Source organism: Peptoniphilaceae bacterium AMB_02 (genome assembly GCA_036321625.1).
GTDB classification, from domain to species: domain Bacteria; phylum Bacillota; class Clostridia; order Tissierellales; family Peptoniphilaceae; genus Microaceticoccus; species Microaceticoccus formicicus.
The window spans coordinates 640,252-652,303 of record CP143259.1 but is presented as its reverse complement, the minus strand read 5'-3'; the positions used below and the strand labels follow the sequence as shown (position 1 = coordinate 652,303).

Annotated in this window: 12 protein-coding genes; 1 reads left to right on the top strand and 11 read right to left on the bottom strand. The window is 33.0% G+C overall.

Features of this window, described 5'->3' with window-relative positions; translation table 11 throughout:
• Window positions 1–6 precede the first annotated feature (6 nt).
• From VZL98_02970 to VZL98_02930, 9 genes are all read right to left on the bottom strand, one after another.
• Window positions 7–828, bottom strand: a complete 822-nt coding sequence (locus VZL98_02970) for an alpha/beta hydrolase (GenBank protein ID WVH63934.1) — start codon at window positions 826–828, stop codon at window positions 7–9.
• A gap of 127 nt (window positions 829–955) precedes the next feature.
• A complete protein-coding gene (locus VZL98_02965; protein WVH63933.1) occupies window positions 956–1,879 on the bottom strand; it encodes a catechol 2,3-dioxygenase in 924 nt (307 codons plus the stop codon).
• A gap of 4 nt (window positions 1,880–1,883) precedes the next feature.
• The gene (locus VZL98_02960) at window positions 1,884–2,180 is read right to left on the bottom strand and encodes a 2Fe-2S iron-sulfur cluster-binding protein (protein ID WVH63932.1); all 297 of its coding nucleotides are present in this window, start codon (window positions 2,178–2,180) and stop codon (window positions 1,884–1,886) included.
• A 185-nt stretch (window positions 2,181–2,365) separates the two neighbouring features.
• Window positions 2,366–3,115: an IclR family transcriptional regulator gene (locus tag VZL98_02955; protein ID WVH63931.1), complete on the bottom strand. Its 750-nt coding sequence runs from the start codon at window positions 3,113–3,115 to the stop codon at window positions 2,366–2,368.
• Window positions 3,116–3,318: 203 nt separating this feature from the next.
• On the bottom strand, window positions 3,319–4,545 hold the full coding sequence (locus VZL98_02950; protein ID WVH63930.1) for a HAMP domain-containing sensor histidine kinase: 1,227 nt from the start codon (window positions 4,543–4,545) through the stop codon (window positions 3,319–3,321).
• Window positions 4,532–5,224, bottom strand: coding sequence for a response regulator transcription factor (locus tag VZL98_02945; protein ID WVH63929.1), 693 nt, complete (start codon window positions 5,222–5,224; stop codon window positions 4,532–4,534). Before VZL98_02945 ends, VZL98_02950 begins: the two co-directional genes overlap by 14 nt.
• A 15-nt stretch (window positions 5,225–5,239) precedes the next feature.
• Entirely contained in the window at window positions 5,240–6,130 is an 891-nt protein-coding gene (locus VZL98_02940; protein WVH63928.1) for a hypothetical protein, read from the bottom strand.
• Entirely contained in the window at window positions 6,120–6,887 is a 768-nt protein-coding gene (locus VZL98_02935) for a hypothetical protein (GenBank protein WVH63927.1), read from the bottom strand. Before VZL98_02935 ends, VZL98_02940 begins: the two co-directional genes overlap by 11 nt.
• Complete coding sequence (locus VZL98_02930) at window positions 6,871–7,569, bottom strand: ABC transporter ATP-binding protein (GenBank protein ID WVH63926.1); 699 nt, start codon at window positions 7,567–7,569, stop codon at window positions 6,871–6,873. The genes VZL98_02935 and VZL98_02930 overlap by 17 nt, the downstream gene beginning before the upstream one ends.
• Window positions 7,570–7,935: 366 nt before the next feature.
• Here VZL98_02930 and VZL98_02925 point away from each other — a divergent pair, with 366 nt between their 5' ends.
• A complete protein-coding gene (locus tag VZL98_02925; protein ID WVH63925.1) occupies window positions 7,936–10,410 on the top strand; it encodes a phospholipase D-like domain-containing protein in 2,475 nt (824 codons plus the stop codon).
• Between the two features lie 165 nt (window positions 10,411–10,575).
• On the opposite strand, the gene VZL98_02920 is transcribed toward VZL98_02925, so the two are convergent.
• Together VZL98_02920 and VZL98_02915 are read right to left on the bottom strand one after the other, a co-directional pair.
• Window positions 10,576–11,388, bottom strand: coding sequence for a sortase (locus tag VZL98_02920; GenBank protein ID WVH63924.1), 813 nt, complete (start codon window positions 11,386–11,388; stop codon window positions 10,576–10,578).
• On the bottom strand, window positions 11,375–11,977 hold the full coding sequence (locus VZL98_02915; GenBank protein WVH63923.1) for a thioredoxin-like domain-containing protein: 603 nt from the start codon (window positions 11,975–11,977) through the stop codon (window positions 11,375–11,377). The genes VZL98_02920 and VZL98_02915 overlap by 14 nt, the downstream gene beginning before the upstream one ends.
• Between the last annotated feature and the right edge of the window lie 75 nt (window positions 11,978–12,052).

Here is a 12,052-nt window from a genome sequence, read left to right as displayed (position 1 = left end):
TTCTTACTAGTCTCTAGTAAGAAACTCCTTAACTAATGCAGCAAATTCATCTGCTTTTTCGATTTGAGTCCAATGTCCACAACCTCCAAATACATGAAGTTCAGCATTTTCAAGTAGATTTATTAGCCTATAAGAATTGGCTACCGGTATGACCTTGTCTTCTCTTCCATGTACTATCAAAGTTTTATTCTTTACTTTTTTAATCTCTTCATCGGTAAAGGATAAATCATCTACCGAACTTTGTCTCGGATGTGGAAACATAGAGCTGAATGCTTCTTGAAATCCTTCTTCAATACTTGCATTGTATCTAATTTCCGCTAATTCATCTGTTGCATATTTCTTATTGAAAGTGAATAAATCTATTAGATTCTTCATGTTTTCAACTGATGGCTGATATCCCCAAACTTCATTTAGTCCATAACTAAGGTCAAATTCTACACCCATTGGTCCCATCATTACAAGTTTTCTTATCCTGTCCGGATGATTGATTGCTACAGATAGGGCAAGGGACCCACCAAATGAATTGCCAACAAAATCAGCTTTTTCAATATTTAGTTCATCCATGAAATCAATAATCTGTTTTGTCCAGAGTTCTTTTCCATATTTAACATTACTAGGTTTTGAAGAATATCCAAAACCAATCATATCCATCCCATAGCAATGTGCAACTTCTGCGACTTTAGGTAGCACCAATCTCCAGTTTGCATATGCCGATACACCGGGGCCTGATCCATGTATAAAGATTAATGGGAATCCCTTCCCGTCTTCTAAATAGTTAGTTTCAAATTGACCGGTTTTTACATTATTTTGAATTTCAGGTCTAGTCATAGTATCCTCCTACTTTTCTTTAGTTTATCGTTACATTCTAGTAATATATATGAGTATGTAAAATAAAATTAGAGCAATGAGTTACTCTAATTTTATTTTACCTATTTACTTGCAGTCGATATAGTGTTTAAGTCAATACAGTTAAAAAGTTCTCGTTTAATTCTTTGGAATAGTAGAATATACCTGCTCCTGCGTTTTCAGCAGTCCATTCTCTAATTGGCATATCAGGGAAGTACTCGTAACCTCCTGAGAATGTTTCAAGTCTGTTTCCTGAAGGATCAAAGAAATATATTGTTTGACCTCTAGTAATACCATGCCTCATAGGACCGGCATCTATTTTAATATCATATCTGGACATAATATCTGCAGCATGTCCGATTGCATTCCAACTATCAAGATGGAATGATGCATGATGAAGTTTTCCAGCTTCCGGATAGTTTAAAAGCGCAACATCATGACCTCTTGTGTTTCCACTTAACCAAGAGCATATATATTCTGATTTATCCTCATTGTAAAGTACTTCAGTTATACTAAAATCAAGAACCTCAACAAACCAATCTGTAGTTTCTTTTTGATTTGGTCCCGCAAGTAGTGCGTGGTCAAAAACCGTTGGAGCCATTCCCTTTGGTTCCACTTCCCATATGTATGGGTTATCTATCATAGGATGTTGTTCAGCCATCTCTACTTCAGAATAAACTCCAATATGATGTCCATTACCAACTTTAAAAACATGTATAGTTCCAAAGCCCGGTTGATCATTCAATTCATATCTCTCATAACCAAATTTTTCATCAGACTTTTTAATTACATCGGCCAAAGTTTCATTATTGTCTGCTTTAAACGCTATAAAATCCAAGCCTGCAGTATCTGCTTCCCTAAGTACTACAGAATGATGGTCAAATTCATCATAAGCTTTAAACATTTCTCTTCCATCTTCTGTGCTTCCAACATGTGTCAAACCTATTCGGTCCCTATAGAAGATTATAGACTCCTCCATATCCAATACTCTAAGTTGCATCAATCCAGTTCTTAAAACACCTTTTAAAGCCATTACTTTACCTCCTTAATTTTGAACCCATGTACTCTAACTCCATATCTCCTGTAGGAAAAACTTTACAAGCCAATAATTCACCATTGCTAATATCTTCCTCTGAGATATGTTCACTACTCATTTTTTTTGTAATATAATTTCCATTTATTACCCTAATCCTACAAATTCCGCAACCTCCACCTCTGCACCCATTCATAGGATGATTAGGTAGAACTCTTGCTACCGCCTTTACAACATTATCACCATCACAAACCGGAATGAAAATGTTTTCATACTTCAAAAAAATATAAATTTTTTTCATTCTTATTCTCCGTATTTTTTCTGTACTGTATTGTCGCACGATGTTCTCTATATCTAATTATAGTCTAAATCGTTTTCATGTTTTTGTCAAGTCTTTTTTAAAAGTTTTTTATAAATATTAAAATAAGGGCTCACTTGGTTTGAATTACCACATTCATAACAACAAGTAAGCCCTTTTTTATTCATTTAAAAGAATCTCTCTATATTTTCCTTTGTTTCTAATAAGTCTTGTATCATTTCATCAAGATTGTGTTCAGATTTTCTAAAAACAGGAAAACTTATACTCAGTGCAAAATACCCTTCACCCATTTTGTTCATTATAGGTACACCTATACAGTACAGTTCATCCTGACTCTCACAGTTATCAATTGCATAGCCGTTTTTCCTAGCTTTTTCTAAGTCCGACATTAATTCACTAGAATCTATTATAGTATTTTGAGTATGTCTTTCCAATTTATTATGCTTAATATACTCTTCAATCTCATCTTTTGACCGCATTGAAAGTATTGCCTTTCCAACAGCTGTGCAGTAAAGAGGTCTTGATTGTCCGATTCCCGTATAGACTCTTATAGATCTTTTTGATTCTATCTTTTCAAGATAATAAACCTCATCTTTGGTCCCCGCAACAAAATGTATGGTTTCATTATATTTTTTAGAAAGTTCATCGAGATAAGGCTTTGAAAACTGTACCAGTTCATCATTTAATGAACCTTCAGATACTAGAGTTGCAAATTTATAAGTTAACTTGTACTTATCTGTCTCCCAGTTTTTAAATATATAGCCTAATGATTCCAATGTTTTAATTAGTCCAAATGCAGTTGATTTATTCAAATTAAGAGAATTTGATATCTCTGTAACTCCCATTCCATTGCTACTCGCAATAGCTTCCAAGATATAAAAAGCTCTTTCAACTGACTGAATATTTCCTTTTGTCATCATTTTCTCCTTTACTAGATTTCAAATGATTCATTTACTTTATACGTGAACAATGCTTTTCTATTATATCATAATTTTATGATTATGATGAATTCTTATAGCTAAAGAAGTCCTGTTTTTACATGTGAAATCTAATCTATGATTTAAACACTAAAAAAGGAAATCTTTATACTCTTCAAAATATTCATTATATGGTTTCCCAATTACATTGTGATAATAAAACCATCTTTATAATATATATCCCACTTATGCAAGTCGACAATTCTCTTTACATTAGCTAAGCCCATGCCTCTAAGTTTTTCTCCGGTTCTACTTTCATCACCGGTAACCATTGGATTAAATATATTTTCTATTAATTTACCCTCAATACCTTTTCCGTCATCCTTAAATATTAGCTTTTTATTTTTCCTATCAAAGCCTATGCTGATTTTTACATGACCTTCATTGTGATATACGCTGTTTTGAAGAATGTTTTGCAGGACTCTTTCAAAGAGTTTTTGATCGAATTCTATTAGATATTTTTCATCTTCGTCAATTTCAAGACTGATATCTGCATCATTTTCAGTAAACCAAATATAATTATCTCCAATATATCTTCTAATATACTCGAGTATATCTGCAGTTTTAGGGTTGTACATTCCTTCTTCACTGAGAACCGAAAGTTCGAGCATGTCATTTATTCTGTCATTAAGGATTTGTCCATTTTTATATATGCCTTTATAGTAGTTTTTTGTTTGAGTATCATCAACTATTCCATCCGAAAGTGCTCTGGAGAATGCCAAGATTCCGGATAGAGGTGTTTTTATGTCATGGGCAAGACCCTTGAACAATAGATCCTTCCTCTCTTCCTCCTGAGCTTTAAGTTCTTCAAGCTCCTTGTTTAATGATTTTGATAGCCTTTTAATTATTATGAAAAGTAGTCCCAAGTATACGATAAAAATTCCCAGTAATAGTAGCAAAAACAGATAGGAATTACTCCCCATAAGTTCATTGACATTTAAATTGAATGTTTGGCTGATTAGATTTTTGGGATAAATAAGTAATAGCCTGTTTCCATTTTCTTCATTAAAAATAAATGTAGTTTTGGGTTTTTGAAGCATATCAGTAAAATTAAATATGCCCTTATTATCCGATAGCATATTGAGAATTTCATCCGAAGTATACACAGCTTTTGCTCCAGGATAATTATATGCTTTTACCATATTACCATCTGTATCTATTACAAGACCTGCTCCCCCTATAGAAGTAATTTTTCCCCAGTTTAATTTTTCAGAGTCAACTACTTTACCGATAGGAATCAAATCGGACAATGCACCACTGGTCGGTACAAAAAACAGCGATGATGCTAATAGCGAGAATGCAATTATCGATATAAGAATGAAAGACAACATAAACTTTAGAGTATTTTTAATAATTCTATTCGTCTTCATTTATTTTCTCCAGCATATATCCGATGCCTCTAATAGTTTTTATCTTTTTAGGACCTCTTGGATTTTCCTCAATCTTTTCTCTAAGTTTACTTATATGAACCATGATGGTGTTATCATCATCATTATAATAAGACTCTTCCCATAAAAACTCATAGATTTCCTGCTTTGTAAATACCTTGCCGGGTCTTTTCATAAGAAGGGACAGCAGTTTGTATTCTTTGGCAGTTAAGTCCAGTTTTTCTCCGTCCTTATATATAAATCTTTCTTCCGTATTCCAGATTAAATTCCCGTTCTTAATTTCCCTTATATTCTCTTTTTTTACTCTCCTTAGCGAAGCCATAACTCTGGCAAGTACTTCCCCCGGATCAAATGGTTTTTCAATATAATCATCTGCTCCTAAATTTAGACCAAGTATCTTATCTTGTACTTTGGTTCTGGCCGACAAAAAGATTATAGGAAAATTTCGTTCTTCTCCCAGTTTTTTTATAAGCTCAAATCCGTCCATCTTTGGCATCATAATATCCAGTATCATTAGTGAAACCTCGGATTTAGATATGAGTTCTATTGCCTCTATGCCATTCTCCGCTTCCAGTACTGTGTATCCCGCTGTTTCTAAATATAGCTTTAGTACATCTCTTAAGTCTTTCTCATCATCTACAACTAATATTAGATCTTTCATTATGCTCTCCAAGTATCATTTCGAAATTAAAAGTTCATCTAAACTAATGCTACCACTAAAATCCAAGTCTTTCCAGCCTTTTATTTCATTTAATATTTGCACTTTTAAACATCCAGACTGATAGAACTTAGCGTCACCTTTAACATAATTTATTGATGGCTCGTTCTTCTTTTGATTCATTATAGTAAGTGCTTTGTTTTCAACATATCTGGCTGAACCTTCAAGTAGTTCTTTCATATCTGTCCATTTTTTATACACATTATACTCGCTTCCAAAAAACTTCTTTTCATAATCTACTTTTTGCTTTCTACTCTCGGTCCAAGACTTGCTATCTCCGCTTTCAAGATATTCTTTTAAACCGCTAATCTCGTTATTCCAAAGCTTATGATATTTTACGTCATTGTCTATTCGTTTTAACAGCTCCGCATATATTTTATACTCATCCAAATCAGCGCTTACTATCACACCATTCTCAATTTGTACTCCATTCCCACTCTTTTCAATCTGGTAGCAGTGAAAAGCTTCATGTATCAAAATGGATTTATATATAGCGTCTCTTTCCGATTGAGACAGCCCTCCCATATCAGTAATCTTTCTAAGTTCAGATTCAGGCAGAACCTTTACTACAGGACCTGTCGCTGTAGAAATGGCAGTAAGAGCCAGCACCTGTAAATCAGGAGATTTTTTTATAATATCTCCATCCATATATCTGTACTCTAGATTTCCATAATTGACATCCAGAGGGTATTTTTTGATATCAAATCCCTCCCATATCTCATTTGTTTCCATATGCCTGACTTCATCTAAAAGTTTAAGGGTTTGTTTATCTATGGTATTTTCCCTGGTTTTTACATATCCTACAATAAGTAAGATTCCAAGAATAATATAAGCTATTTTATACTTCATGTCTACTCACCACCATAACTACAAAATAAGTAATTCCTACCAAGATCCAAAGGGAGATAAGACAATTTAAAAACATATTCCAATTTGAAAACTCGTTGAAAAATAAATCTCTTGCCAATTCTCCAAAATTATCAATGGGTGGTGCTAGTTTAATTAAAACAGTCATTATTTTTCCGAAAACTCCACCCATATTACCAACACTTATCAGTAAAATCCCCCTTAAAAACCCTACAGCGGATATAAGTATTCCAAAAAGAGCAGTAATTGCAGGTGCGAAGAGCATTGAAAACAAGGTAACATATATTGCTACCCCAACACTTGCCAATATATAGATACTTATACTACCTAAATAATTCAAAACATTTACCTCTATCCCTTTTGCCAATATGTTTACAGTCATTCCTATTGTTAATATTATCGCCATAAATAATGTAATAAGTACATTTCCCAATATTCTACTTAAGTATTGATTCCTTGGACTCAGGCCATGAAGTTTAAGTAGATCCATTGTGTTCCCTTCTCTGTGTTTGGATATAACCGCCATCGATAAACTGACAGCTGCAAATGAAGATATGAGTATCAAAAATCTCCATTGATATCCAAACTGAGCATACTTGGAGATATTTTCTTGTGCATTTACTGTAAAACTTCCACTTGTTACGACTGCTATCGATACAATGGCTCCGATTATTGCAAAAATTATAAATGTGTTCTTTTTCATATTTTCTCTAATGTGTAATTTAATCAGCGCTAACATAATTCTCCTCCTTCGCAAAATCAAGAAACATCTCTTCTAAACCTTTCTCCTTAAATTCATCCCTATTAAAATCCATATATCTCTCATTTCCCATTATGATTATCCCTCTATCACAAACTTTTTCCACATCATATAATAAATGGGAGTTTAATATTATCGTCTTATTCTTCTCTTTAAGTCTTGCTATCAGCTTCTGCATCTGTATTTGTCCAAAGAAGTCCAATCCGGCAGAAGGTTCATCCAGTAGCAGTAAATCAGGATCGCCAATAAGCGCTTGGGCAACTGCAAGTCTTTGTTTCATCCCCTTTGAATAGTTGACTACCGGTGTATCTTTTTCTAGATTTAGTCCTACTATTTCCATCAACTCTTTTGACTTCTCCATTCTATCCTTTTTACTAAACTTTCTTACTTCCATAAAATACTCAAGAACTTCCCTCCCTTTGAGTATTTGAGGAAACTCGGGAATTTCCGGAGAATATCCAATACTTAAACCCTCTTTTCTTTCTATCTCGCCGGTATAATCCAAATCCCAGTCCATTATCAATCTCATAAGAGTAGTCTTGCCCACACCATTTGGACCAATGAGCGCAAACACTTCTCCCTCTTTTAACTCAATATTTAAATCCGTATATAGAATCTTCTCCCCAAACGATTTGCCTACATGCTTTAATTTAATTACCACTTCCATCACCTCAAATATAGTATAGAATACCAATCTTTAGTTAGCCTTGAGGTAATCTTAAATTAATCTTAAATCGCAAGTGTATATTTTTATATAGTTGCTGTCACATTATAGGTTAAGATAATATATAAGTGTTCCTTTAAATTTTTAATAAAAAATATTTTAATTATTCCACATCAGACTATCTGAATTTTGTTCATCTTATCACTTTTCATCTAAATAATTGATAATAGTAGATAATCTCAATATTATTTTAGGCTAACAAGATAGCTGGTCTGCGGATAAATAAGTATTACAACTTATAAGGATTCATGATATCATTAATATAATGAAAGATTAGTATTTATTATACAAGGAGGGATTTACTTGATTAGCAAACAAATCGATTTATTTACAAAAGACATTAACATACCCGAAGATAGCTCGACACTTCATATTACATATGAGGACAAGAGAGTTGAGATGTCTATTGAAGAGATATTTGATGCAGAAAGATTTGATTCATTTATTGGCGTAACTTACTCAATAACACCCGAATTCATGAATGAATATTTATCTAAGTTTGACTCTTCACTTGTAATAGTAGGTATTTTTGATGAAAATTCAAGATATGAAGCGAATCTGATGGCAAAGAATATTCAATCCCAATTCGCTAGAGACCTTTCCTTAGAAGCAGTGGAACTTTATCAAGATCTAAGTACCGGCGTTAAAGATAAGTTGGATAAAAAGAAAATGGAAGTTAAAGTCCCTACCCCATTTACCATTCATTCAAAGTTTTACCTATTGGAAAATAGCGAAGGAGAAAATAGAATTATTCTTGGTTCAGCCAATCTTTCAAATAGAGCTTTTGACAAAAAGATACCTCAGTTTGAAAATATACTCATCTTTGATAATAGTCCACTATATGAGATTTATCTTGAATACTTTGAGGAAGATTTATCTCCAATTCTTAGCGATTACTTTCCAAGCGAAGTTCTAAAACTTAACGCCAGAGAAATAAAAAAGATAACAAAGGATGAAGTTGTTAATATAGACAGAGTCTTTGCCCTTACAAATGAAAATATAGAAAAAATTCGCTCGAAAGCTCCTCTAGATACTATCAATAATTTAAAGGAAAAAGTTGCTATAGGTGCCGTACCGGATTCTATTTTTAATGAAATGAAGAATATAGATAGCGATAAAGGTTTGATTGACAATACCCAAAAAGAAAAGACTCAAATTGATGATATGGCTTATGAACTTGTTAAAGAGTCAATAAATCCAAGGCTTAAGGTCCCTAATCTGAAAAAGACCTTAGATATTCCAAAAATCGTAAGCAAGAAGCTTAAAGTTATTTCATCGAGTATTCAAGAAGAACACTTGTTAAGGATGGAGTTGTACAGTAAACCGAGAGAGAGGAATTTAGCCTCTGAAAAAACCGGATTATTCGTGCCTATGAAATCTAATAAAAACAGACTACAAGTCTTTGGCAAAAAAGCTTCCGCTGATGAAGTCAAAGAGTCACTTGGTATTCTAAATAGATTTATGAGTACCTTCGACGATTTCGTCTATAAATACAATGATGGTTACGGACAAAGGATTATGGAAGTCCTGCTGTATGCATTTACTTCCCCATTTTTATACGAGCTTAAACAAATGCTTGAACTTCCGGAAAGTAGACTTGATATACCTCAGTTTTTATTTATCGGAGGAACAGCAGGATCAGGTAAATCATCATTATTAAAAGTGCTGACTAAGATGATTGGTCTGGATGACAAGCCTTATTGGGTTTTTGATAGTTTGTATGAAGGACATAATGATAAATCAAATAAAATCAATATATTAAGAAGCTGGATGTCTGAAGAAAATGTTAATCCTATTATGGTCGATGAAATTAATCCATGGTTTTTTACAAATAATAATTACGGTACTGATTTAATAAAGACTGTTGCCAATAAAAATGTAAATCAGGTAAGTGCATCCCCCGTACTTATTGGAACAACAAACTCCGACGGTTACTCGCTCCCGGCAGAAGCCAGAAGGCGTAGTTATTTCTTAAAAATCGATAAAATCTTTGATCCGGATCATAGAAGGGATTCTCAAAAAGTCTATCAAAATATATATGACGAAATCAACGATACGTTATTCTTGGACTTTATCTATAGAATGTCTCTCAGATTGGAAAATAGCGATGAGTATGATTGGAATCATTTTTCTGAATCATGTGGTCTGATAGATTTCTTATATCAAGCTCGAGAGATTTTTAAGGAATACTATAGAGAATCAAATATGCCACTGCCAAGGTATTTCCCTACAGACAGATATAGCGACGATAGTGAGTCTGCACAAGAAAAATGGAGGAAGCTGTATAAGAGCTCGTCAAAACAGTACTTTACTTTTGATGAGAAATCAAATCATCTATTTTTTAAACTCTCAACCATTGACGAGAACTCATTTCAAATGTATGGCGGAAAAAAATTATCTCAGATTTATGCAGACGCAATGCCTCAGAAAATATTAATCGGTTCTTCTCAGGGTGTAACAGATATAGAACTTGATACAAACGGATTTTTTGAATGGATAGATGAATCCAACCCATTCAAAGATTATTACAAGAATAGTCTATTGGACTACTACCAAAACCAAAAGTCGCAATTCGAGGAAAATAATACCGAAATTATTTTCAAGTTAGAAAAACTCTCAGATGATGAATCACTTTTAAAAAAGTACTTAGAGCATATTCCTGACGACATCGTCTTAAGTGTTGATGAAGATATTCTTAAATTGGATAAACCCGGATTCTACGAATGGCAGGGATTAGAATATAAGCTATCCCTTTTCAGTAGGATATTCGGAGGTTAAGACTTGATATAGTAACATTCTCAAGAACCCTCTATTTCTATTGGAGTTTAAAATATCGTAGTAAATTCACATAATAATTCCCCCTCTGATGTTAGCAATTTTACATCAAAGGGGGTTTTTGATAATTTATTTATCTGTTTTATAAACTTTTATGAGTTAAGCTTGCTATCTGTTGATTTTAACCGCTTGTATAACTAGCCGGTCATCATTTGTAAAACATGTGGATAAAGTAATCATATTATCTCCTGTTATCGGGTCAGTTTGTACAACGCTTCTTTTATGGTATTCATCTAAAAATGCATTGAAGTCTTTATCACTTTTAAAGGATACCTCCCTGTAATTTTCATCAGGATCTGCCCTAAATACAGACACTACTTGATAAGTGCTTAAACCATCCCCATTGTGAATCTTGATAAATTTATGCATATCATAATACTCTTGATTTTCATAATGTAATAATGCATTAAAAATGGCCTTTGCAGATCTTATATTGTGCCCATATATAACTGTATTATAATCTGAGAAATCCGGTTTATTAATATAATCTAAAAACACTTCTCCAAAAGGATGATACTCTCCATCTTTACCGTGATTCAAGTAAAATTCGTTATCTTCACCTTGAACTATGGGAAATAATATATTGGAATTCGGAATTTCTATTATAGCCAAAACACTGTTAAATTCCTTATTAAGTTCACTATACATTCTTTTACTTATATTATTTTCTCTTTCAATCTTTTCAAGCTCTCTTCTTTGTAAATCCTCTTCAAGCTGATTTTGTTTATCCGTTAAATCTGATTCGTGAGTATCATTTATCTTCACTTCTTCACTTGCAACAGACTTAATAGATACTTGTAGTTTTTGTTGTTCCTCCAGGTATTTCCTATCTTCCATTTTGCGTTTCACAAAAAACAATACTAGTACAACCAGGATTATTGCAGCCACTATTTCAATAATGAGCCACTTACTCCTTTTCATTACTTATCCCTTCTATCGTACTATCAATATAATGTACAAAATCATCCTTAGTACCTAAATTACTATTAATACCAACTGTCATAGGTATTATATCCAATCCATTTTTATCCACAATTAGCAATGTCGGAGTGCTTTTTATAGTATCTTTAACTGACTCTAAAAATTTTTCAGTAGCCCTAAAATTATTGAAACTTAGTCCCAGTTCGTTTATTTTATCCTTTACTTCCTCATTTGATTCAGCAATTGACAATCCAATAAAATTGACCTCCGGATGCTTTTTATATGATACTTCAAAAGCCTCAAGCTCGATTTTACAAGGACCACAACCTGGTTGCCATATAGTTATAAAATTTATCTCTTTACTTAAAAATTGTTCTTTACCTACAACATTGTCTGTATCCAATTCGTACCCTTCGAATGATATTGAATTAAATTCGGTAACAGTTTTTTCCGTTTCTGATGAATCTTCAACACTTATCGCCGGCTCTTCTTCCTTAATATGTTCTTTATTACTATCGACCTTTTTACAAAAGGTTGTAAAAACAAGCAAAAAAGTTATAAAGACAAAAAATAATAATTTATGCTTCATCTAACCACCCTTTCATTGAATATATTATACCATCTACCTACATTTTACTACTATATTTGGAAAAATGGAAATTAT

Excerpts from the sequence above, each read along its gene's own strand:
- VZL98_02970 (WVH63934.1), bottom strand. The coding sequence starts at position 828 with ATGACTAGACCTGAAATTCAAAATAATGTAAAAACCGGTCAATTTGAA.
- VZL98_02920 (WVH63924.1), bottom strand. The coding sequence starts at position 11,388 with ATGAAAAGGAGTAAGTGGCTCATTATTGAAATAGTGGCTGCAATAATC.
- VZL98_02965 (WVH63933.1), bottom strand. The coding sequence starts at position 1,879 with ATGGCTTTAAAAGGTGTTTTAAGAACTGGATTGATGCAACTTAGAGTA.
- VZL98_02915 (WVH63923.1), bottom strand. The coding sequence starts at position 11,977 with ATGAAGCATAAATTATTATTTTTTGTCTTTATAACTTTTTTGCTTGTT.
- VZL98_02940 (WVH63928.1), bottom strand. The coding sequence starts at position 6,130 with ATGAAGTATAAAATAGCTTATATTATTCTTGGAATCTTACTTATTGTA.
- VZL98_02960 (WVH63932.1), bottom strand. The coding sequence starts at position 2,180 with ATGAAAAAAATTTATATTTTTTTGAAGTATGAAAACATTTTCATTCCG.
- VZL98_02955 (WVH63931.1), bottom strand. The coding sequence starts at position 3,115 with ATGACAAAAGGAAATATTCAGTCAGTTGAAAGAGCTTTTTATATCTTG.
- VZL98_02945 (WVH63929.1), bottom strand. The coding sequence starts at position 5,224 with ATGAAAGATCTAATATTAGTTGTAGATGATGAGAAAGACTTAAGAGAT.
- VZL98_02935 (WVH63927.1), bottom strand. The coding sequence starts at position 6,887 with ATGTTAGCGCTGATTAAATTACACATTAGAGAAAATATGAAAAAGAAC.
- VZL98_02950 (WVH63930.1), bottom strand. The coding sequence starts at position 4,545 with ATGAAGACGAATAGAATTATTAAAAATACTCTAAAGTTTATGTTGTCT.